Source organism: Massilia sp. TSP1-1-2 (assembly GCF_049896185.1).
Taxonomy (GTDB): domain Bacteria; phylum Pseudomonadota; class Gammaproteobacteria; order Burkholderiales; family Burkholderiaceae_D; genus Telluria_A.
This window is the reverse complement of record NZ_JAFCTU010000003.1, coordinates 87710-110328: the sequence shown is the minus strand read 5'-3', so window position 1 is coordinate 110328 and position 22619 is coordinate 87710. Positions and strand designations below refer to the sequence as shown.

At 62.4% G+C, this 22619-nt stretch carries 19 protein-coding genes and 3 tRNA genes; 16 read left to right on the top strand and 6 right to left on the bottom strand.

The window, feature by feature from the left end:
- The first annotated feature begins 8 nt into the window (after positions 1-8).
- Complete coding sequence (locus tag ACP7BV_RS03675) at positions 9-1175, top strand: class I SAM-dependent methyltransferase (RefSeq protein WP_426101614.1); 1167 nt, start codon at positions 9-11, stop codon at positions 1173-1175.
- A 16-nt stretch (positions 1176-1191) separates the two neighbouring features.
- Here ACP7BV_RS03675 and ACP7BV_RS03670 read toward each other — a convergent pair whose 3' ends face one another.
- A complete protein-coding gene (locus ACP7BV_RS03670; RefSeq protein WP_426101612.1) occupies positions 1192-1686 on the bottom strand; it encodes a GNAT family N-acetyltransferase in 495 nt (164 codons plus the stop codon).
- Between the two features lie 113 nt (positions 1687-1799).
- On the opposite strand from ACP7BV_RS03670, the gene ACP7BV_RS03665 reads away from it, so the two are divergent.
- A complete protein-coding gene (locus tag ACP7BV_RS03665; protein WP_426101610.1) occupies positions 1800-2753 on the top strand; it encodes a J domain-containing protein in 954 nt (317 codons plus the stop codon).
- 224 nt (positions 2754-2977) lie between these two features.
- Here ACP7BV_RS03665 and ACP7BV_RS03660 read toward each other — a convergent pair whose 3' ends face one another.
- Positions 2978-3487: a chemotaxis protein CheW gene (locus ACP7BV_RS03660; protein ID WP_426101608.1), complete on the bottom strand. Its 510-nt coding sequence runs from the start codon at positions 3485-3487 to the stop codon at positions 2978-2980.
- A gap of 254 nt (positions 3488-3741) precedes the next feature.
- Here ACP7BV_RS03660 and ACP7BV_RS03655 point away from each other — a divergent pair, with 254 nt between their 5' ends.
- The 9 genes from ACP7BV_RS03655 (at position 3742) to ACP7BV_RS03615 (ending at position 11711) form a co-directional block, all read left to right on the top strand.
- On the top strand, positions 3742-5325 hold the full coding sequence (locus tag ACP7BV_RS03655) for a DUF3369 domain-containing protein (protein WP_426101606.1): 1584 nt from the start codon (positions 3742-3744) through the stop codon (positions 5323-5325).
- A gap of 131 nt (positions 5326-5456) precedes the next feature.
- Entirely contained in the window at positions 5457-7088 is a 1632-nt protein-coding gene (locus ACP7BV_RS03650; protein WP_426101604.1) for a response regulator, read from the top strand.
- 21 nt (positions 7089-7109) lie between these two features.
- Complete coding sequence (locus ACP7BV_RS03645) at positions 7110-8627, top strand: HDOD domain-containing protein (RefSeq protein WP_426101602.1); 1518 nt, start codon at positions 7110-7112, stop codon at positions 8625-8627.
- A 412-nt stretch (positions 8628-9039) separates the two neighbouring features.
- Positions 9040-9124: transfer RNA gene (locus ACP7BV_RS03640), tRNA-Tyr, on the top strand.
- 57 nt (positions 9125-9181) lie between these two features.
- A tRNA-Gly gene (locus tag ACP7BV_RS03635) sits at positions 9182-9255 on the top strand.
- A gap of 43 nt (positions 9256-9298) precedes the next feature.
- A tRNA-Thr gene (locus tag ACP7BV_RS03630) sits at positions 9299-9373 on the top strand.
- 100 nt (positions 9374-9473) lie between these two features.
- Positions 9474-10676 carry an elongation factor Tu gene (tuf, locus tag ACP7BV_RS03625; RefSeq protein ID WP_426101600.1) on the top strand — a complete coding sequence of 401 codons (1203 nt, stop codon included), beginning with the start codon at positions 9474-9476 and terminating at the stop codon, positions 10674-10676.
- A 129-nt stretch (positions 10677-10805) separates the two neighbouring features.
- Positions 10806-11123, top strand: a complete 318-nt coding sequence (gene rpsJ / locus ACP7BV_RS03620) for a 30S ribosomal protein S10 (protein WP_010394389.1) — start codon at positions 10806-10808, stop codon at positions 11121-11123.
- Positions 11124-11294: 171 nt separating this feature from the next.
- Positions 11295-11711 (top strand): DUF2784 domain-containing protein, encoded by a 417-nt coding sequence (locus ACP7BV_RS03615; RefSeq protein ID WP_426101597.1) that lies wholly within the window; start codon positions 11295-11297, stop codon positions 11709-11711.
- Here ACP7BV_RS03615 and ACP7BV_RS03610 read toward each other — a convergent pair.
- Together ACP7BV_RS03610 and ACP7BV_RS03605 are read right to left on the bottom strand one after the other, a co-directional pair.
- Complete coding sequence (locus ACP7BV_RS03610) at positions 11662-12087, bottom strand: hypothetical protein (RefSeq protein WP_426101595.1); 426 nt, start codon at positions 12085-12087, stop codon at positions 11662-11664. The two genes, ACP7BV_RS03615 and ACP7BV_RS03610, sit on opposite strands and share 50 nt — an antisense overlap.
- Positions 12088-12209: 122 nt before the next feature.
- Positions 12210-13550: a hypothetical protein gene (locus tag ACP7BV_RS03605; protein WP_426101593.1), complete on the bottom strand. Its 1341-nt coding sequence runs from the start codon at positions 13548-13550 to the stop codon at positions 12210-12212.
- A 196-nt stretch (positions 13551-13746) separates the two neighbouring features.
- Here ACP7BV_RS03605 and creB point away from each other — a divergent pair, with 196 nt between their 5' ends.
- Together creB and creC are read left to right on the top strand one after the other, a co-directional pair.
- A complete protein-coding gene (creB, locus tag ACP7BV_RS03600) occupies positions 13747-14439 on the top strand; it encodes a two-component system response regulator CreB (protein ID WP_426101591.1) in 693 nt (230 codons plus the stop codon).
- Positions 14439-15863 carry a two-component system sensor histidine kinase CreC gene (gene creC / locus ACP7BV_RS03595; protein WP_426101589.1) on the top strand — a complete coding sequence of 475 codons (1425 nt, stop codon included), beginning with the start codon at positions 14439-14441 and terminating at the stop codon, positions 15861-15863. Before creB ends, creC begins: the two co-directional genes overlap by 1 nt.
- A 27-nt stretch (positions 15864-15890) precedes the next feature.
- Here the strand turns inward: creC and ACP7BV_RS03590 are convergent, their stop codons facing one another.
- Positions 15891-16616 (bottom strand): DUF6445 family protein, encoded by a 726-nt coding sequence (locus ACP7BV_RS03590; protein ID WP_426101587.1) that lies wholly within the window; start codon positions 16614-16616, stop codon positions 15891-15893.
- A 239-nt stretch (positions 16617-16855) separates the two neighbouring features.
- Between ACP7BV_RS03590 and ACP7BV_RS03585 the strand changes: the two genes are divergently transcribed.
- The 3 genes from ACP7BV_RS03585 to ACP7BV_RS03575 all read left to right on the top strand — a co-directional run bounded on the left by ACP7BV_RS03585 (position 16856) and on the right by ACP7BV_RS03575 (position 21039).
- Positions 16856-18703, top strand: coding sequence for an FAD-dependent oxidoreductase (locus ACP7BV_RS03585; protein ID WP_426101585.1), 1848 nt, complete (start codon positions 16856-16858; stop codon positions 18701-18703).
- 77 nt (positions 18704-18780) lie between these two features.
- Entirely contained in the window at positions 18781-20157 is a 1377-nt protein-coding gene (creD, locus tag ACP7BV_RS03580) for a cell envelope integrity protein CreD (protein ID WP_426101583.1), read from the top strand.
- A gap of 75 nt (positions 20158-20232) precedes the next feature.
- Positions 20233-21039: a DUF817 domain-containing protein gene (locus tag ACP7BV_RS03575; protein WP_426101883.1), complete on the top strand. Its 807-nt coding sequence runs from the start codon at positions 20233-20235 to the stop codon at positions 21037-21039.
- A 325-nt stretch (positions 21040-21364) separates the two neighbouring features.
- Here the strand turns inward: ACP7BV_RS03575 and ACP7BV_RS03570 are convergent, their stop codons facing one another.
- The gene (locus ACP7BV_RS03570; RefSeq protein WP_426101581.1) at positions 21365-22594 is read right to left on the bottom strand and encodes a TerD family protein; all 1230 of its coding nucleotides are present in this window, start codon (positions 22592-22594) and stop codon (positions 21365-21367) included.
- Between the last annotated feature and the right edge of the window lie 25 nt (positions 22595-22619).

Below are 22619 nucleotides of genomic sequence, written 5' to 3'. Positions count from 1 at the left end.
ATGCCGAAATGTCCTTAACCTTACCCGTCCCCGATAGCGACGCGCTGGCCGCGTCCCACGCCCTGCAGCACCAGATTGCCGCCGAAATTGCGCAGCACGATGGTCCCATGGGCGGCGCGATCCCGTTTTCCCGCTTCATGGAACTGGCGCTGTACGCGCCCAAGCTGGGCTACTACAGCGGTGGCGCCGCCAAGCTGGGCAAGGATGGCGATTTTACAACCGCGCCGGAGATATCATCCCTGTTCGGCGCCGCGCTCGCCCAGGTTGCAGCCCCTATTATCGCCCAAAGTTCACCCAATATCCTTGAATTCGGGGCCGGCACCGGGAAACTGGCGCGCGACGTGCTGACAGCCATGGCGCAGCAGGGCGTGCGGATCGACAGTTACGCCATCATCGAACTGTCGGGCGAACTGCGCGCGCGCCAGCAGGAAGCACTCCGCGATTTTCCGCAGGTGACGTGGCTGGACGACTTTCCGGCCGCGTTCAGCGGCGTGGTGCTGGCCAACGAGGTGCTCGACGCCATGCCGGTGCAACTGGTGCGCAAGGACGCCGACGGCTGGCGCGAACTGTACGTGACGGTCGAAGACGGGGCCTTTGCCTTTACGCCGCGCGCACCCGATGCGCAGCTGAAGCAGCGCATCCAGACCCAGATTCCCGATGGCGAATCCTTGATCGAAGGCTATCTGACCGAAGTGCATGCCGTTGGCTGCGGCTTCATGGCCACGCTCGCGCGCATGCTGGCGGCGGGCAAGGGCGCGGCGATCCTGGTCGACTACGGCTTTCCGGCGCACGAGTACTATCTCGACCAGCGCATCGGCGGCACGCTGATGTGCCACTACCGCCATCATTCGCATCCCGAACCGTTTTACCTGCCGGGGCTGCAGGACATCACTGCCCACGTCGACTTTACCGCCATGGCGCTGGCAGCGCAGGACGCCGGGGCCGACGTGCTGGCCTACATGAACCAGGCGTCGTTCCTGCTGGCGGCGGGCATTGGCGAGCTGCTGCTCAAGCTCGATCCGGCCGACCCCAAGCGCTACCTGCCGCAGGCGAGCGCCGTGCAAATGCTGGTGTCGCCGGCCGAAATGGGCGAGCTGTTCAAGGTGCTCGTCGTCGGGCATGGCGTGACTTTGCCTGCGGCCGTGATGGCGGCCGATCGCACCCACCGCCTGTAGACGGCGCGCTTACCGCTTACCGGGCGAGACGCTTCAGGTAGATGCTGTAAGCGACGCCGTGAATGTCGGGCGCATCCGCATGCCACGTGAAACCCATGCGCTGGTACATGGGCAGCGCAACGGACATCAGGGCGCTGGTGTGCAGCGCAAACACGGGCGCCTGGTCGCGCCTGGCGCAGTCGATGCAGGCGTGCGCCAGCGCCCGGCCAACGCCCAGGCCGCGTGCCTCGGGCGCCACCACCAGCATGCGCATGATCGGCCAGGCCGGATCGAAAAACGCGCTCTTGATCTGGTGCGGCCCGATGTACGCGACCGCGCCGACCAACTGCGCGTTGCGCTCGGCAATGATGATTTCGCCGTGCGCCGACAAGGCCGACATGGCGCCGATCTTGTTGTTGAAACCGGGCCAGTCGGAATATGCAGATTCAAATTGGGCAAATGCGCTCACGGCCAGGGCATTGATTGCCGCGGCATCGGCGGGAGCATAGGGGCGCAAATTGATCGTATCCATCTGCGCAGTATGGCCTTGATGGCGGGCTCGGGCAAATGCCGGTGCGTCGCCTGGCGAGCGCCGGTGTGGTATCGGCTATCATGAAGCCAACAAAACGTCCGCATTGCCCATCCATGGCTCGAATCCACACGCACTATGACAACCTGAAAGTGTCGCGCAAGGCGCCGCAGGAAGTCATTCGCGCGGCCTACAAGGCGCTGAGCCAGAAGTACCATCCGGACAAGAACCCGCACGACGAGAAGGCCGCGCGCATCATGGCGATCCTCAACAGCGCCTACGGTACGCTGGCCGACCCGGTGCGGCGTCATGAACACGACGAGTGGATCGCGGCCGAGGAATGGGAAATCGACTGGCTGGAAAGCACCCGCGCCGACGACGGGCGCGAGCTCGCGCACGGCGAGGGGGGCCAGTGGCGCCCGGAACTGATCGACGACGCCGTCACGCCGCGCCTGCGGCGCAATCCGCTCTGGTGGCTGTCGCTGGCGCTGTGCCTGGCGCTTGGCTGTGCGGCGGGGGTGTTGCTGATGATCCAATTGAAAGTGGCGCCGGTGCCGGCACTGGCGCCGGTGGTCAGCGTGGCCGCCGTGGCGCCGCCGCCGGTGGTGCCGGTTGACGACCCGCTGCACGATGGCTGGGCCGTGAGCCAGGCGCCGGTGCCTGACGCGGCCCGTTCGCCCGAGGTCCTGACGCTGGGCATCACCGAGCTGGTGATCCCCAAGCGCGCGCCCGACTGCGACATGGCATTGACCATGCTGGCCTCGCCCAATGGCGAGGCATGGCCGGCGCAGTCGGGTTATGTGGACGGCTTCCCGGTGGGGAACCAGGGCAAGGAGATGCAGATTGTGCTCGACAATGGGGCCAATTCCTCGCCCGTGCTGGTGAAGGTGTATGACCTGGAGCGGCGCTCGAATGTGCGGCACGTGTTTGTGCTGGCGAACCAGAGCATGACGGTGGAGAACCTGGCGGCGGGCAGGTATGAGGTGCGCTATCAGAATATCGCGGTTGGGGGCAGCAAGGAGGAGTGCTTGGTGCGCAGGGCGCCAGCGGTGGTGCGGGCGGAGCCTTGAGGGGGTATTGGCGGCTCTTGGCGGAATGCGCTTTTCCGCCCTACATGTATCGCTGACCGCTGACCGTAGGGCGGAAAAGGGCTAGCCCGCATTCCGCCATGAGCCGCCACTACCTATTCAAATTTTCCATTGACCGATCCCGCTCACGATGTTATTGGCGGCTCATGGCGGAATGCGCTGCGCTTTTCCGCCCTACATGTATCGCTGATCGCCATGCGCCGCCGTCAGGTATTCAAATTCTCGATCAGCCCCATCTCGCCCGACGACATCAGCTTGTCAATGTCCACCAAAATGAGCATCCGCTCATCGATCGTCCCCAGTCCGATCATGTAGTCCGAATTGAACGCGGCTCCCATCTCCGGCGCCGGCTTGATCTGGTCCGGCGTGAGCGTGGTGACGTCGGACACGCTGTCGACCACCATCCCCATGATGCGCCCGCCAATATTGAGGATGATGACCACGGTGAACTGGTCATACACGGGCGTGCCCAGGTTGAACTTGATCCGCATGTCGATGACGGGGATAATAATGCCGCGCAGGTTGATCACGCCCTTGATGAATTCCGGCGCGTTGGCAATGCGGGTGACCGCTTCGTAGCCGCGGATTTCCTGCACCTTCAAAATGTCGATGCCGTATTCTTCGGAGCCTAGCGTGAAGGCCAGAAATTCGCGCCCGGCCGCTTCCTTGCCGGCGCCGGCATGGGCGGACGTGTTGGACGATTGGGTGTAGCTCATGGCAGTGCTTCCTTATGATTAATGCAAGGCGGCGCGGGCCGTCCAGCCTTACCGGTCAAGCGTAGCAGAGTCCGTGAGCAATTACGAGTAACACTGTTGCCGTCTTGCAAAATAAGAATGACCGAGGCTGGACTTGGTTGCTACTTTGTTTATAATAAAAAATGGGTAATTGACGGTGCCGCTGCTGTCGGCGCCACAGGCCCGCAGGAAACGCCTTATCCGCATCGCGCCCACCGCCCCTTTGAGGAGCCCGTATGACCGACCAGAGCGCAGACGCCGACGACAACTGGCTGCTTGACGAAGATGACGAAGCCGAGGGCGCCGCCCAGGCTGCCATCGACCAGCGCCTGTGGCGCGTGCTGATCGTTGACGACGACGTCGACGTGCACGCCGTCACCCGGCTGGCGCTGCGCAACGTCAGTTTCAAGGGCCGCGAGCTGGAGCTGTTTTCGGCCTACAGCGGGGCGCAAGGCTTCCAGATCCTGCGCGATACGCCCGACATCGCGCTGGTGCTGCTCGACGTGGTGATGGAAACCGACGACGCCGGCCTGATCCTGGCGCGCCGCATCCGCGAAGAATTGTCGAACCAGATCGTGCGCGTGGTGCTGCGTACCGGCCAGCCCGGCCAGGCGCCCGAGCAGCGCGTGATCATCGAATACGACATCAACGACTACAAGGCCAAGACCGAGCTGACCACGCAAAAGCTGTTCACCACGGTAATCTCGGCGCTGCGCGCCTACGAGAGCTTGATGATGCTTGAGCGCAGCCGCATCGGCCTGGGCAAGATCCTGGCTGGCGCCACCAATCTGTACCAGATCCATTCGCTGCGCGAATTCGCCTCGGGCGTGCTGAACCAGGTCAGCGCGATTCTCGACGTGGGCGCCGACGGCGTGCTGTGCGTGATGTCGGCCGACGCCGGCGCGCCCACGGTGGTGGCGGCCACCGGCAATTACGCGCCGCTGGCCGAGAACGAGACCATGCCGCCCGACCATCCGCTGCTGCCGGCCATTCACAAGGCCTTCGCCGAAAAACACAGCCAGTTCGAGCATCCCGCCAACGTGCTGTTCATCCACACGCTGGAAGCGCGCGAGCTGTGCATTTCGGTCACGCCGCCGTGGCCGCTGGCCGCCATCCAGCGCGACTTGCTTGAGGTATTTTGCGAACGCATCGCCGCCGCTTTCGACAACCTGTACATGTTCGGCCAGCTGCGCAAGGCGCAGGAAGCGACCGTGGTGGCGCTGGCCGACCTGGCCGAGTTTCGCGACCATGGCACCGGCGGCCATGTGCGCCGGGTGCAGAACCTGACCTCCCAAATCGCCGAGCGCATGAAGGAGCGCGGCGTGCAAGACCCGGAACTGACGCCCCAGCTGCTGGAAATGATCGGCCTGGCCAGCATCTTGCACGACGTGGGCAAGGTGTCCACGCCCGACCAGGTGCTGCTCAAGCCGGCCGCCCACAACGCCGAGGAGCGGCGCGTGATGCAGACCCACGCGCAAATCGGGCGCGCCATCCTCGAGCGCGCCGCCAGGATGGTCGACGGCGTGAGCTACCTGACCTACGGCGCGCTGATCGCCGGCGGCCACCACGAACACTTTGACGGCGCCGGCTACCCGAATGGGCTCAGCGGGCGCGCCATTCCGCTGTGCGCGCGCATCGTCGCCATCGTCGACGTGTTCGACGCGCTGCTGCACCGCCGTCCGTACAAGGAACCGTGGCCATACAGCGACGTTGTGGTGTACATCCGCGAGCGGCGCGGCACCCAGTTCGACCCGGATGTGGTCGACGCGCTGCTCGACGTCATCGAGCGCCATCCGCTAGCGCCCGCCGAAGGCGACTAGCGCTGTCGCATTCCAGCATCGAAAGGGGCAAAGCCGCCATTCGTTTCGGCTTTCGCGAGTGGAAAACGCCCTTTTTTGTTCCTCTGGCGTAATATGCTGAGGAGACGAAGCAGCTTGACTGGAACCCAGAAATGAACGAACTCGACGGATTGTCCGCACTGATTATCGAGCCGCACCAGGGGATGCGCGCGAGCATCCACAACATGCTCAATTTGTGCGGCCTGACCAAGATCGAACATGCGGGCGGCTCCAACGCCGCCGTCAAGCTGGTCACGACCAGGAGCTTCGACCTGATTTTGTGCGAGTACGATCTGGACGGCGGCCAGGATGGCCAGCAGTTGCTCGAAGACATGCGCCACCACAAGCTGATTGCCTTGTCGACCATGTTTTTCATGGTGACGGCCGAAGGCAACGCCGGCAAGGTGACCAGCGCGGCCGAGCTGACGCCGACCGACTACATCCTCAAGCCGTTCACGGCCGACCGCTTGCTCGAGCGGATCGCGCGCGCGCTCGACAAGCGCAACGCTTTCATGCCCGTGTTCCAGTTCATGGAAGTAGGCAACCAGCGCGACGCAATCGCCGCCTGTCTGGCCGGCATCAAGGCCCATCCCCGCTACGCGATCGACTTCATGCGCCTGCGCGCGGAATTGCACATGTTGCTGGGGGAGCCGGCGGAAGCCGAACCCATCTATCAGCAATTGTTCGACGCCAAGCAGATCGGCTGGGCGCGCCTTGGCGTAGCCAAGACGCTGTTCATGCGCGAGCGCTTTACCGAGGCGCAGGCGATCCTCGAAGCGCTGCTTGAAAACAACAAGAAATTTGTCGACGCCTACGACTGGCTGGCCAAGACCCACGCCGCGGTAGGCGAACTGGAAAAGTCGCAGGCCACGCTGACGGAAGCGGTGGCGGTGTCGCCGCACGCGGTGCGCCGCCTGCGCAAGCTGGGCGAAGTGGCGCTGGAAATGGGCGACACCGAGACGGCCGAACGCGTGCTCAAGCAGGTAGTGAGCAAGGCCAAGTATTCGGAATTTCGCGATCCGGAAGACCACGTCAAGCTGGTGCAGACGCTGGTAAAAAAAGGCGATCCGGTGCAGGCGGCCGCCGTGATTCGCGACCTCGACAAATCAATGGGCGGACAGAAAAATACGGACGTGTGCAGCGCCATTTCGTCGGCCATGGTGCATGAATACACGGGCAACGATGTGCGCCTGGCCGAGTCGCTGGCCAGTGCCCTGGCCGCCTGCAAGGATAGCCAAGGCTTGTCGTCTGACGTCAAGATGGAGCTGGCGCGCAACTGCCTGCAAAACAATATGGAGGAGGGCGCTTCCGACGTCATGCGCGACGTGATGCGCAACGCGCCGAATAACGCGGCCATGACGAAAGCGATGGGCGTGTTTGAAAAAGCCGGGCGCGGCGAACTGGCCAGCGCCATTGCCCAGGAAAGCCGCCAGGCCGTGGTGGAACTGGTGGCCGCCGGCGCGGTCAAAGCCAAGGAAGGGGACTACCGCGGCGCCGTCGCGCTCATGGTCGAGGCCGTCAACAAGCTGCCGGATAATCCGCAAGTGGTGTTCAACGCGGCCGTTGCCGTGCTCAAGTGCCTGGAAAACATGGGCTGGGAAGAACGCATGGGAAACTACGCGCTCACGCTCATCGAGACCGTGCGCCGGCTTGACCCGGTCAACCCCAAGCTGCCCGCGCTGGCCGGCCTGCATCAGCAGATCCTGAAAAAATACGACAAGGGTACGCGCGCCAAAAAGGCGTAGCGGTCCGGATCAAGAGCGAGCATGGCGAGCCACGAAACGCGTAAGGTGCGCGCATCCCTGATGAGCAAGGTGTGCGGCGACGAAGCCATGTTTGCACTGGGCACCTCGGTCGCGCAAGTGGTGCAGATGGCCTCGTCGGACGACCAGGGCACGCACGAGCTTGCCTATTACGTGCTGTCGGACGCCGCGCTCACGCAGCGCATCTTGCGCCTGTCAAACACGGCCACCTACCGCACGGCGTCGGGCACCAACGTCACCACCATTTCGCGCGCCATTTCCTTGCTCGGCTTTGACAACGTCAAGACCACCGCGCTGGCCATGCTGCTGGTGGACGCGCTGTCGAACAGCGCCCACGCGCAAAGCGTGCGCGTGGAGCTGGAAGGCGCGCTGTGCGCCAGCCTTGTGGGGCGCGAAATGGCGCGCCACAGCCCTTACCAGGGCGCCGAGGAAGCGTCGATTGCGGCCTTGTTCATGAACCTGGGTCCGCTGCTGGTAGCCTCGCACGAACATGACCGCTATCGGGAAATCAATGCGCTGCTGGTGGGTGGCGAGCACAACCTTGCGCAAGCTTCGCAAATGATCCTTGGCTGCAGTTACGACACCTTGTCGCAGGCCGTCATGGCCGAGTGGAAAATTCCCGATGTGATCGTGCGCGCGGTGGCGCCGTTGCCGGCCGGGGTGCAAAAAGGGGCGGCCAACCGCGGCGAATGGATGCGCCAGGTGGCCTCGTTCGGCACGGAAGTGGCGCGTCTGCTGGGCCGCTCGGCCGATCCCCATCGCAGTCACGAGGCGCGCGCGCTGCAGCAGCGCTACGGGGCCGCGCTCAATCTGGACGCCGAGCAGATGGGCGCGCTGTTCGATACCGTGCAGGGCGAAATGACACAACTGCTGCAAAGCATGAACATGCAGCCGCAGCCCAAGCTGGCCGAGGCGGTGCAGGAGGGCTTGCCGGACGTGCTGTTTTTGGCCACCATGGGCCATGACGAACTCGATGCCGGTGCGTGCCACCCCAGCGGCAAACCGATGAATGCGCGCGACCTGCTGCTGGCCGGGGTGCAGGATGTGACGCAGATGCGGGCGTCGGGCAGCGGCAAGGTCAATGAGCTGATCCTGGCGGTGCTGGAGACCTTGTACCGCAGCATGGGTTTCCGGTTCGCGACGGTGTGCCTGAAGGATGCGCGCAGCGGGCAGTACCGGGCGCGGCTGGCGTTCGGGGACGACCAGCAAAAATTGATGGCGGGCTTTGCGTTCCCGGTGGCGTCATCGCGCGATCTGTTTCACCTGGCGATGGAAAATGATGCCGATTTGATGATTGCGGATACCTCTTCGGTCAAGATCCGCGATTTGCTGCCGGAATGGCATCGCGCGCTGCTGCCTGACGCGCGCAGCTTTATCGTGTTGCCGCTGGTGGTGGGGAAGGTGCAGTTGGGATTGTTCTATGCGGACCGCAAGGCGATTGCGCCGGAGGGTGTGCCGCCGGACGAGACGTCGCTGATCAAAGCGCTCAAGGGGCAGATATTGGTCGCGCTGACGCCGTAGCCCGGCGACGCCCCCGCGTGCGAGGGTGTAGCAAAACGTTTCGCGACCTTCTGGCTGCGCAAACGATCGCCACACTTGGCAACTCGAAAACCAAAACCACATCGTCCTCGCGTACGCGGGGACCCATGGAACCGACGAGCCGCAGTTCTCTAAATTCGAGCTAATCACTGAATTGCATTGATTCGAATAAAACTATTGGCATCCTTTCTATGGGTCCCCGCATGTGCGAGGACGATGTGGCAGGAAAAAACTTCAACGCAAAGCTCACATTTCCTCGCGCACCCCTTGCACTCCCTATCTCTCTCCAGTTACAATCACGCCCCGAAGCAAGACGTCAACGCATTTGCGCAAAACACCCGCCAAATAAAGTTGACAGTAGTTTGCGCTTGCTTCATACTCTGCGGTTCCTCGCGGAGGGGTGGCCGAGTGGTTAAAGGCGACAGACTGTAAATCTGTTCTCTATGAGTACGCTGGTTCGAATCCAGCCCCCTCCACCAAGATGTTGTTGGAATGTTGCAGTCGGTGAAAAAGTTTTAAGTAAGAAGAGTTTCCTCGCGGGTGTAGCTCAATGGTAGAGCAGAAGCCTTCCAAGCTTACGACGAGGGTTCGATTCCCTTCACCCGCTCCAGCCTTCTTGAGCAACGCGTAGCACAAACATCGCAAGACAATTAGCCCTTTTAGCTCAGTGGTAGAGCACTCCCTTGGTAAGGGAGAGGCCACGTGTTCAATCCACGTAAAGGGCACCAGAATTTAGCATCACTGGTCGGCAGTATTTTCAAAGACAGTCAGGCTGGAACGTCATGCGACGTGCCTGAAAATCATTTAAAAAATAGTTAGGAGTCTAAAATGGCAAAAGGTAAATTCGAACGGACCAAGCCGCACGTCAACGTCGGTACCATCGGACACGTCGACCACGGCAAGACCACCCTGACCGCAGCAATCGCTACCGTCCTGTCGAAGAAATTCGGCGGCGAAGCAAAAGCCTACGACCAGATCGATGCAGCACCAGAAGAAAAAGCGCGCGGTATCACCATCAACACCGCCCACGTCGAGTACGAAACGGCTAACCGCCACTACGCTCACGTCGATTGCCCAGGCCACGCCGACTATATCAAGAACATGATTACCGGCGCAGCGCAGATGGACGGCGCGATCCTGGTGTGCTCGGCAGCTGACGGCCCGATGCCACAGACCCGCGAGCACATCCTGCTGGCCCGTCAAGTTGGCGTTCCATACATCATCGTGTTCCTGAACAAGTGCGACCTCGTCGATGACGCAGAGTTGCTGGAACTGGTTGAAATGGAAGTGCGCGAGCTGTTGTCGAAGTACGAATTCCCAGGCGACGACCTGCCAATCATCAAGGGTTCGGCACGTATGGCCCTCGAAGGCGACACCGGCGAAATGGGTGAAGTGGCGATCATGGCTTTGGCCGATGCACTCGACAACTACATCCCAACGCCAGAGCGCGCCATCGACGGCGCATTCCTGATGCCAGTGGAAGACGTGTTCTCGATCTCGGGTCGCGGTACCGTTGTGACCGGCCGTATCGAGCGCGGTATCGTCAAAGTCGGCGAAGAAATCGAAATCGTCGGCATCTCCGACACCGTCAAGACCACTTGCACCGGCGTGGAAATGTTCCGCAAGTTGCTCGACCAGGGTATGGCCGGCGACAACGTTGGTCTGCTGCTGCGCGGCACCAAGCGTGAAGACGTACAGCGCGGTCAAGTGTTGGCTAAGCCAAACTCGATCAAGCCGCACAATCACTTCACCGGTGAGATCTACGTCCTGTCGAAAGACGAAGGCGGCCGTCACACCCCGTTCTTCAACAACTATCGCCCACAGTTCTACTTCCGCACGACGGACGTGACTGGTTCGATCGAGTTGCCAGCGGACAAAGAAATGGTCATGCCAGGCGATAACGTGTCGATCACCGTCAAGCTGATCAACCCGATCGCGATGGAAGAAGGCTTGCGCTTCGCGATTCGCGAAGGTGGCCGTACGGTAGGCGCTGGCGTTGTTGCCAAGATCCTGTCGGAAGCCGGCAAGTAATTTCCAGCCAGCTGTTTCTGTATCAAAAAGGTGGGAACGGGGTTATACTTCGCTCCCACCTGTTTCACAGTGGCACAAATTCATATTGCCGGTCCATGGAGTCCGGTTCGCTCTTTCAAGGGAAATATCATGTCCGCACCAAACCAGAAAATCCGTATTCGCCTCAAGGCTTTCGATTACAAGCTGATCGACCAGTCCGCACTGGAAATCGTCGAGACCGCCAAGCGCACCGGCGCCGTCGTCAAGGGCCCAGTACCACTGCCAACGCGTATCCAGCGTTTTGACGTCCTGCGTTCGCCGCACGTCAACAAGACTTCGCGCGACCAGTTCGAGATCCGCACCCACCAGCGTCTGATGGACATCGTTGACCCAACGGACAAGACCGTTGACGCACTGATGAAGCTGGACCTGCCAGCTGGTGTAGACGTCGAAATCAAACTGCAATAATCGATTGCGATTTGCCGCCCGGGCAGCGATGCACGGGCGAGTTGGGGCCGGAGGAGTCCGCTTTATAGCGGATGAACCCGGCCCCGATGCATTTCAGCGACGCTTTAATCATGAACACGGCTTGAGATGCTGTGCGCCGGTGGCGCAGCCGGGCAAAGGGAGAGGATGCCAATGAACGACCGTGCCGGACTGTACGGCGTACTAGCGAACACGGTGCTGATTCTGCATGTCGGCATTGTGCTGTTCATCATCGGGGGGCTGGTGCTGACCCTGGCGGGCGGCATGCGCAAGTGGCGCTGGGTGCGCAACTTCTGGTTTCGCGCGCTGCATCTGGCGGGCATTGGCTACATCGCCCTGGAAGCCTGGCTGGGGATCGTGTGTCCGCTGACCACGCTCGAGCAATGGCTGCGCCGCCAGGCGGGACAGGCCGCCTACGGGGGCGATTTTGTCGCCCACTGGCTGCGCAAGTTCATGTTCTATGAAGCGCAGCCCTGGGTGTTCGTCCTGGCGTATTCGTCGTTCGGGCTGCTGGTGCTGCTCAGCTGGTTCGCTTTTTCGCCCGCTTATCCTTGGCGTAGGGTGAATTGATGTTCGGGTCGTAGACCGCCGGCAATCCTACCTGCTTGCGGCAACTATTGCGAATGCCCAGTTCGGTCGCCTTGTTTTCCTTGATCATTTCCGGCGTAGGCTCGCCGCCGTGCTGCGTCAACAGTTCGCGCGAGGCGGTATTGTGCGCGGTGAACAGGGGGACATAGCATTCGCAGTATTGGGGCAGCTTCGGATTGCCCTTCAAATCCCATTCGCCGAAAGGGCGCGGGAAGGTGACCGACTGCATGCAGCTTTGATAGTAGCCATGGGCGCCTTGCAGCGATCCGGAAGCGGCGTGCGCCGGCTGCAGCGCGAGGCAAAGCGCCGCGGCGAGCGTGGCGCGGAGCAGGGTGGCGAGGGGGGGCAGGATGGACATGCGTGCTGCCTTGTGCGGTGGAAAAACCGGCATCATAGCACGCAAAGTTGACCGAAAGTTATTATCTTTTGGCTATCGTGAGGCGGTACCCGGCGCGTTGGCGGCGCCGGGTGAGCAAGCGCTTACGGCGCCGGTGTGTTCTCTTCGCCTTTCGGGCAGCAGCGGTATTCGCTCGATTTTTCCAGCAGCTCGATCTGCTTTTGCAGCAGCTGGTTTTGCAGGTCCATACGCACCAGGTCGAGCGCCATCTGCTGCTTCAATTCAGGTTCGCAAATATCGCACTCGTCCAGGCAGCCCTTGACCAGCACGCCCGGCGTGGGCATTGCCATTTCCCGGCTCCAGCCCAGACGCCCCTGGGCCTCTGGCGACACTTCGCCGCCTACCTTGTCGATCAGCCCCTGCTTGACCAGGTCTTCATCGACCGCGCGCAGGGCGGCTTCGCGCACCGTCACCGGCATGGGCGAGGCGGGCGAGAAGGTGGTGAAGGCGCGCGCGGCCAGGCCGGGATTGATGCGGTTGGCATCCGCCTGCTGCTCCAGCGCGGCGCTGTCGAGGGCGCGCCGGGTCACTTCCAGCCGGTTGCTGGCCGTTGCCAGCACCGCCGTGGGCCGCACCGCCACCCTGGTGACGCTCTTGGGCGGATTGAGCGCGACCGAAGTGGGCGCCTGGGCGTCGATGACGCGCCGCTCGATGCGCACCAGTTCGAACTTGACGGTCTGGCACTTGTTAATCCGATAGAAATAAAAGCTGACCGCATGGCAGCGGTTTGGATTGCGGAACTTGCGCGAGGACGACTCGAACTGGTCGTCCGATTCGCCCTGCTGGTGGGCGCGGGTCGACACTTCGCCGATCGACGTCGAGGACGCCGCGCGGGTGCTCACCTCCATGTGCTGCTGGGTCGTTTCGGCGTGCTGGCTAAGCGCGCGCGCCAGCGTGCTGGCAGAGTGGGCGTCGTACGAGCCGGCCGACACCGAGCCGCCGATGCTGAAAATGCCCAGGTCGATGCCGGCGCCGCCGCCGCCGCTCACCGACGAGGAATGGAAGGACGAGCTGGCGTTGGTGGTGTCGACCAAGTTCAGGTTGCTCATGCCGTGCGCCATGCCTGCCGCGAAATAGGACTCTTCCGATGTAGCCTCATTCTTGTAACTGAGCTTGGTTTCGCTGTCAAAGCTGAAACGCGTATGGCGGTCGCTTGACGTCAGGTGCACTTCTTCGCCGGGCAACAGGGTGGTCGTGTACATGACGTCGCCCAGCGCCATGGGGCCGCTGCAGCGCGTCAGACGGAAATGCAGCGTGACATCGACCGCCACGGTGGTGCGGGCGCCATTGGCCTCGATCAAGGGATGAAACGGCAGCCGGTACGGGAAATTAAGCACGTCGCATACCGCACAATCGGTCAATTGCGGGCAGCACGGGATGTCGCGCTGTTGCATACCAGGGTCTTTCGGAACGTCATGATTCATTGCTAATTCTCCATTTTGGATGATGTGGCCGGCAGGCCAATGCCGACTATCGCAGTTCCTGCCGGGCCTGCTTTTGCGGCCGCGCATTGCCCGTTCATTGCCCGTTCATTGCCCGCCCATGCGGCGCCAAGACAGCGTGATTGACTGGATTTGCCGCAGCGCCGATACTCTTTACTTTCTGCTACCGAGCGCGCGCATGCCTGGAACGATCCTGATTGTCGAAGACGAGCTGGCGATCGCCGACAGCATTGCGTATGCCTTGCGCACCGACGGTTTCACGCCGCTGCATGTGAGCCTGGGCCAGAGCGCGCTCGACGCGATGCGCGCCACGCCGGCGCCGGCGCTGGTGGTGCTCGACGTCGGCCTGCCCGACATGAACGGCTTCGAGGTGTGCCGCCAGCTGCGCCAGTTCTGCGACGCGCCGGTCATTTTCCTCACTGCCCGCAGCGATGAAATCGACCGCATCGTGGGCCTGGAAATTGGCGCCGACGATTACGTGACCAAGCCGTTTTCGCCGCGCGAACTGGTGGCCCGCATTCGGGTTGTGCTGCGCCGCCTGGCGCCGGTGCCCATGCCCATCGCAGCGGCACCGGAACCAGCAAGATTCGTGCTGCGCGAGGAAGAAGCGCGCATCCTCTACTGCGGCAAGAGCTTGGAACTGACGCGTTACGAATACCTGCTGCTCAAGACACTGCTCGACCACCCGGGCCACGTGCTCTCGCGCGCGCGCCTGATGGACCGCGTGTGGGTCGACGCGCCGGAGACGCTGGACCGCACGGTCGACGCGCACGTCAAGTCGCTGCGCGCCAAGCTGCGCTTGATCGATGCCGCGGCCGACCCGATCCAGACCCACCGCGGCATGGGTTACAGCCTGGCTCCCGGCGCCTGATGAAAATCGGCCTGCGCATCCTGCTTGGCTACTTCCTGATCGTCGGCCTGGCCGCCTGGTTCGTGCTAGCCGTGTTCATGCAGCAGGTCAAGCCGGGCGTGCGTGCGACCCAGGAAGACGCGCTGGTCGACACCGCGCAACTGCTGGCCGCGCTGGTGGCCGACGACGTCAAGCGCGGCAACATGGCCGCGTCGCCGCTGCTCGAGCACATTCGCGCGGCGCGCCAGCATTCGGTGAACGTGACGATTGCCGGCATCCCGAAGCAGCATTTCAATTACCGCATCTACATCACGGACGCGAACGGGATCGTCACCTTCGATTCGCTGGGCGCCGACGTCGGCAAAAACTACGCCAAATGGAACGACGTGCTGCGTACCTTGCGCGGCCAGTACGGCGCGCGCAGCACGCGCGCCATTTATGACGACGATTCCAGCACCGTGATGCACGTGGCCGCGCCCATCCTGGACGGGCCGCGCATCATCGGCGTGCTGACGGTGGCCAAACCGAATTCGGCGGTGCAGCCGTTTGTCGAGCGCAGCCAGCAGGTGATCCTGCAGCGCGGCGCGCTGCTGCTGGCGCTGTCGCTGCTGATCGGGGGCGCATTTGCGTGGTGGCTGTCGAACGCGCTGCGTAAACTGATGGTCTACATCGCCGATGTCGAGGCGGGCAAGAAGGCGCCGCTGCCGGCGCTGGGGAACAACGAGATCGGCACGCTCGGCCGGGCGCTGGAATCGATGCGCGAAAAGCTCGAGGGCAAGGAGTATGTCGAAGAGCTGATGCACACCATGGCGCATGAACTGAAAAGCCCGATCGCGGCGATCCAGGGTTCGGCCGAGCTGCTGCAGGAAGACATGGCGAGCGAACAGCGGCAGCACTTCCTGGCCAATATCCTCAACCAGAACGCGCGCCAGAAGCAGTTGATCGACAAGCTGCTCGAGCTGATCCGCGTGGAAAAGCAGCAGCACCTGGCCGCCACCACCCGCATTGGCCTGGGCGCGCTGGCGCTGCAGGTGCGCGACGATTGCGCCGCGCGCATGCAGGCGCGCGGCCAACAGTTGGTGCTCGATGCCGCCGATATCCAGGTCGACGGCGACGCGCTGCTGCTGCGCCAGGCGCTGGGCAATTTGCTCGACAACGCGATCGATTTTTCGCCCGAGGGCGGCGTGATTGCCTTGCGCGTGGAGCAGCGCGGCGACCAGGCCGTCATCAGCGTGAGCGACCAGGGCACCGGGATTCCCGAGTACGCGCGCGAGCGCTTGTTTGAACGCTTCTATTCGCTGCCTCGGCCGGGCGGGGCCAAGAGCACCGGCCTGGGCTTACCCTTCGTGCATGAGGTGATTGCCCTGCACGGGGGCCGCATCACGGTTGCCAACGGCGCCGCTCAAGGTACGCTCGCCACCGTGGAACTGCCAGTGGTGCAATGATCCGGCTGGTGAGCCAAGCTCAATTGATCAGCTCGCAAGCTTGCGGAGCAGGAAGAAGCCATTCAGGGTCAGGCGGCCCTTGCGGGGATCGGGCGAGAGGCGCCCGGGTGCGTCGATTTGACCGGAATGCAAAATGGCGCCGTCGTAGAAAATGATACGGTTGAAAGCGGCCGGAACGCTGGCCACTTGCTCGAAGTAGTCGTTCGACGCTGTCAGATACGCGGCGGGCGCGCCGATGACTTGATCGAACTGGCTTGTGGTGCATTGCATCGCATGGCGGTTGAGGGCCGCCATCTCCGCGGGCGCCTTGCGCGGCGCGTAAAAACTGGTGCCGCCCAGCGCCGCATCGGCAAACAGATACAGCACCGATGCTGCGATGCCCTCGTTGGCTGCGGGGTTGACGCTACGCGGCCCGACCATGGTATCGCTGTGGCAGATGCGCTGTAAGGGCTGCAAGGCCGCAGGCGCCTTGGTCACCATGGACAGGCTGCTGCTTGCCTCGAGCGTGCGGCGGGCGCCCAGCAAGCGCCTGACATGCAGCGTAAAAAAGTCGCCCAGCTGCGCGGTGAAGGGATCGGGCATGGTCACTTCCGGGCCGGGAAAATAATTGCCGCCTTCGACCGCGAACATGGCGCGCTGGTCGTCGGCCCATGCCAGGATTTTCTCGGGTTCGAGCAGAAAGTCGTCGATGATCAGCACCGGCAAACGGCCGGGAATATCAAGCTGGCGAATAAGAGGACGTGGATTGAACAAGGCTTATCTTTATGGCGCGTGGCTGATGATGCACCTTCATGAATATACAGCATGATTTAATACAGCATGACCTAAGCACCGTGCAGCTGCGCGCGGGGCTGGGCGGCCGGTTCGCCCCTCCATAATCCGGTTCACCACATTTGATGTTGCATTCAGTGGGTTTGTGTTTACGATTGCTTATCGTCGCTGGCAATCAGGTGATTGACCGCGCCTCCCACATTCTTACCGAAGGCAAGTCCATGAAAAGAAGATCCTTACTCAAAATGGTGGCAACCCGGATGATTCCACTGGCCTTTTCTGGCGCACTGGCGCAACAGGCGCTTGGCGCGGTCAGCCTGAAAAAACGCTTGCGCGGGCGCGTCCGTCCCGGCCAGCCTGGCTGGCCTTCGCAGGCAAGCTGGAACCGCCTGAAGCAAGCAAGCACCGGTCAACTCACCAGGCTCGCCCCGTTTTTTGCCCCTTGCGCCGAGGCACAAACGAGCCCGGCCTGCAAAGAAGCGCTGACCCACGTCACCAATACCTTTGACCTGGGCGACCAGCCAGGCTTGACGCAAACGAGCGGCTGGATCGATGCGTGGACGTCGCAACCGAGCGCTTATGCGCTGGCGGCCAGTAACACGGCCGACATTGTGGCCGCCGTCAATTTCGCCCGCACGCATGACCTTCGACTGGTCATCAAAGGCGGTGGCCACAGCTACCAGGGCACGTCGGACGCGCCCGACTCGCTGCTGGTCTGGACGCGCGCGATGAACCAGGTCAGCGTGCAGGAAAACTTCGTCGCGCGCGGCTGCGAAGGCACGCAAGCGCCGCAGATCGCCGTGACGGTGGGCGCAGGCGCGCTGTGGATCGACGCCTATGACGCGGTGACCACGCGCGGCGGACGCTATGTGCAAGGCGGCGGCTGCACCACCGTCGGCGTGGCCGGCTTGATCCAGAGCGGGGGCTTCAGCAATTTTTCCAAGGCTTACGGCACCGCTGCCGCCGGTCTGCTGCAAGCGGAGGTGGTCACGGCCGATGGCCGGGTGCGCATCGCCAACGCCTGCACCAATCCGGATCTTTTCTGGGCGATCAAGGGCGGCGGCGGCGGCAGCGTTGGCGTGGTCACGCAACTGACCTTGCGCACGCGTGAACTGCCGGCCAGCTTTGGCGCGGTGTTTTTCACCATCAGGGCAGCGTCCGACCTTGCGTACCGCGCCCTAGTGGGCAGGATTATTTCGTTCTATAACAGTGCGCTGTTCAATCCGCACTGGGGTGAGCAGATGGCTTTTAACCCCGGTAATACGGTCAATGTATCGATGGTGTTTCAGGGGCTGCGAAAGCAGCAGGGCGCCGACATCTGGGAGCCGTTTCTGGCATGGGTGCGCGCCAGCGACGATTATGTATTCGAGAAGGCTTTCCAGTGCGTGGAGCTGCCGGCGCAGCACTTCTGGGATGGGCAATTCCTGGCCAAGCATGCGCCAGGGTTTACCGTTGCCGACACCCGGCCGGGTGCGCCCGCGCACCACATGCTGTGGAAAGGCGACCTGGAACAAGCCGGCTGGTTTATCCACGGCTATCGATCGGCGTGGATGCCGGCGTCGCTGCTGCAGGCGGACCAACAGGCGCGCCTGGTCGATGCGGTATGCCGTTGCGCGCGCTTGTGGCGCGTGGCGTTTCACTTCAATAAGGGATTGGCCGGCGCACCGGCGGCCGATATTGAAGCGGCGCGCGACACTGCCATGAACCCGGAGGTCCTGACGGCCTTTGCGCTGGCCATCGTCGCCGGCGGCGAAGATGCGCGCTTTCCCGGCATGCCGGGCGCCGGGTCCGATGATGCCAAGGCCAGGGACAACGCGCGCAAAATCGGCGCGGCGATGGATGAGCTGATGAAAGTGGCCCCAGGCGCCGGTTCGTATGTCTCTGAAAGCGACTACTTCCTGAGCAATTGGCAGAATGCGTTCTGGGGCAGCAATTACGAACGCCTGGCGCAGGTAAAGGCGAAATACGATCCGGATGGTCTGTTTTTTGTTCATCACGGCGTGGGCAGCGAAGCGTGGAGCGCTGACGGTTTTACCCGCCTGGCATCAAACAGCGTCGCAGGCGAGTAGCAGCGCACTTCACACAAAACGCATCACCAGCGCACATCCGTTTTTTAGTATGGCGGCTTCAACAACCTGGAGCCGCCATGCAAAGAACACTGCTTTTCAAGATACTCGCCATCATGGCGCTCACGCTGCTCATCTGCATACCGCTGGCGATGATCAATCTCACCATCACGGAACGCGCCCAGTTCCGCGAACAGGCGGTGGCCAGCATCGCCGCCGATTCGGTGCGCGAGCAAACCATCACCGGGCCAATCCTGGTGATCCGTTACACGGACGAATTCGATGAAGTGATCAAGACGCCCGACGGCGACAAGATCAAAACCGAAGTCGTGGCGCGCTCGGTGGAGCGTACCCACCTGGTATTTCCCAATGAGCTCGGTGTCGATTCGTCGATCAAGACTGACCGCCGCTATCGCGGCATTCATCAAGTGCTGGTGTATAGCGGCCAGCACACGATCGCCGGCGACTTTGTGCTGCCGCTGATGAACGAGCTGCCGCGCGCGTCGGCCAAGTCGGTCGTGCGGCTTGACCAGGCCAGCATCGCGCTGGGCATCGGCGACGTGCGCGGCATTCGCAATATCCCCAAGATCGACTGGGCCGGCGAGGTGGTCGAGTTCGAGCAGGGGACGGGGCTGACATCGGTGGCCAGCGGCCTGCACGCCAACCTGCCTGCATTGGCCCTGGCAGCGCCGGCGCGCGTGAAATTTTCGTTCGCGCTGGGGCTGGACGGCATCGAACGCCAGCATTTTGTCCCGCTTGGCAAGAGCAACAAATTCACCGTCAAATCCGACTGGCCGCACCCGCAGTTCAGCGGCGACTTCCTGCCTTCGCCCAGGGAGCGCACCATCAACGACAGCGGCTTTAGCGCGACCTGGAACATTTCGTCACTGTCGACGATGGCGCAAAAGCAGTTGCGCGCGGCCGAAGATACAGTCATGGCGCCCGATGCGCCCCGAAAAGCCACCGACAAGTTCAGCATCGGCTTCATTGAACCGGTCAACGTGTACTCGCTGGCCGAGCGCGCCACCAAGTACGGGCTGCTGTTCGTGGCATTGACGTTCGCCGCGTTCTTTGTGTTCGAGATCATGAAGCAGCTGCCGATCCACCCGGTGCAGTATCTGCTGGTGGGGCTGGCGCTGGTGCTGTTTTTCCTGCTGCTGGTGAGCCTGTCGGAGCACATCGCGTTTGCCTGGGCTTACCTGGCCGCCAGTGTCGGCTGTATCGTGCTGATTGGCTTTTACCTGTCGTTCGTGCTGCACAACTGGTACCGGGGGATGGGATTTGGCGTGGCCCTCACGCTGCTGTACGGCGCGCTGTATGGCCTCTTGATCTCGGAAAATAACGCGCTGGTGCTGGGCAGCCTGCTGCTGTTCACGGTGCTCGCCGCAGTGATGGTCGCCACCCGCAAGGTGGACTGGTATCAGGTCGGCAAAGCCGATCCGGTGGCAGCCGCTTAAAGGAGCCGGCCCATGTTTGTCCGTCAGTCGCTGCGCTTGCGCGCATTCGATGATCATTTGCTGGGTCTGCGTGCAATGCCAATGCCGCGACTGATGGGCGCCTGCCGCTTTGCTGTCGAATTTCTCTACTTCGGCTTTAAGAACGCGCGCGCTTGCCTGTTTGTCAGCCTGTTTTTCGCAGCGGTGTTCCTGGTGCCGCGCGCCGGCTTGCCGGGGCTTGCGCGCTACGATGTGCTGCTGGTCGTCGCGCTGGCGATCCAGGCATGGATGGTCTGGTCCGGTCTTGAGACGGTCGATGAAGTCAAGGCCATCACGCTGTTCCACGTGGTCGGCTTTGCGCTGGAGGTGTTCAAGACCTCGAGCGGCATCCAGTCTTGGTCCTATCCTGATGCTGCGTACACCAAGCTGCTTGGCGTGCCGCTGTTTGCCGGCTTTATGTACGCGGCCGTTGGCAGCTACATGATCCAGGCCTGGCGCCTGTTCGGTTTGCGCGTGGTGCACCATCCGCCGTACTGGATGAGTGCGGCCATCGCGCTGCTCATTTATGCGAACTTCTTCACGCACCACTACATTGGCGACTACCGCTGGTATATCGCGGCGTGTGCGTTGGGACTGTATGCGCGCTGCACCGTCATCTACACGCCGGTTGATGTCGAGCGCAGGATGCCCTTACTGCTGGCGTTCGTGCTGATCGGGTTTTTCATCTGGCTGGCGGAAAATATCAGCACGTTTTTCGGGGTCTGGCGCTACCCCAATCAACTGGGCGCGTGGTCGATGGTACATGTGGGGAAGTGGAGTTCGTGGTCGCTGCTGGTGATCATGACGTTTACGATGATTGCGAATCTCAAGCACATCAAGGCGCAGATTCAGGTGCCTGATTAGACGTTTTTTGCCTGTTGCCTGTGTGCACGGCGGCGTGGACCGGGGCGGGTAGCAAGGGAGAGTGACTCGGGCATTTGTACCCGTATTGTGCCTTGTTGTGCCTCGTTTTGTCTCGTTTCGCGCGCTGATCGGCGATTAGACATGCGAGGCTTTACCAACGTCATTTTGCGCGTCTAACGAGGCAAAACGAGACGTCAAATTCGACAAAATGCACTAGGGCGCGAGGCGGCGTTACCGCCTCCTCCTGCGCCGTGCTTGCTCAATAAAAATTGACGGCAAAACCCGTCCGGCTTTCAAGTATGGTGTGGACGCCTTTGTTTGGGCATCAGTCCTTGGAACCCTTGGTCCAGCGCAGGCCAAAGCCGAAGCGCCGGTCCATCAGCTCGTGCGCGCTTTGGCTGCCCTGCTGCGAGAAGTACTCTTCGAGCTTGGTGAACTGCAGGCTGCCGCTGCGGTTCTCGACCAGCGCGATGGCGCACATCATCTGGCTGCCGCCTTCCGACAGGCGCACTTCGATCGGCGGCTGGTTTGGCATGTTGATCGTCACCACACCATCGGTCGCGGCCCAGTTGGGCGCGCCCTTGTAGATGTAGGCGAAGATCAGCGCGCGCTTGATCGTGTGGACCTGGTCGCCGTTGATGATCAGGTTTTCGCCAGTGGTTGATTGGCCCGTGCGGTCGTCCGCTTCGAGCTTGATGTACGGCTCGCGGTCGTAGTCGCCCCAGGCGTTGCCGAGCGCCTGCACCAGGCCCGGACGGCCGTCAGCCATCTCGTACATGCAGCCCAGGTCCAGGTCGATGCCGCCGGACGGATTGGCGCCGCCCGTCAGGCGCGCCAGGAAGCCCTGCTTGGGCGCTGCAACGGGCGCCGCGCCCGTGTGGTTCCAGTTCAGGTTGACGTGGATGCGGCCAAAACCGCGACCGCCGGCCGCCTTGTCGAGCGAGACCTTGTCGCCGCGCTTTTCAAGCGTCACCTTCGACAGCGACACCTTGCCCGCCGCCGGCACGGCTGCTGGCGCCGCCGGTGCCGATGGCGGCGCCGACGGCCCGGCCTCGCTCCCGCCAAAGTGCTTGAGCAGCGCCGACAGGCCGCCATTGAAGCCCTGGCCGACTGCGCCAAAACGCCAGACCCCGTCCTTGCGATAGACTTCGCCGACGATGACGGCTTTTTCATCCTGGAAGTCGGCGCCGTTCATGGGGAACTGCACCGCGTCGCCCAGCGTGATGGTGCTCGCGCCGCTGGCACGCATGGTGCCGTTGCCGTCGATGGCGGCGACAAACACCAGCTTGTGGATGGTGTCGGGCAGCGCGGCCAGGTTGACGGCAAAGCGCGCCGTGCCCGCGTTCAGCGCCAGCTTGACGGCGTCGCCCGGGCTGGCAAGCTGGTTGTAGAACACCATGTAGCGTTCGTCGGAAAGCTTGTCGCTGGCGTCCAGCCCGAAGCACGAGACGTCCACCGTCATACCGGCGCCGGCGATGTCGACCACGATGGGGAATGGTGAATTGACGCCCAGGTCGGCGAGCTTGCCCTTTTGTCCACGCGAGAAAATGTTCACAATGCTTGTCCTTTTCAGTTGAAGG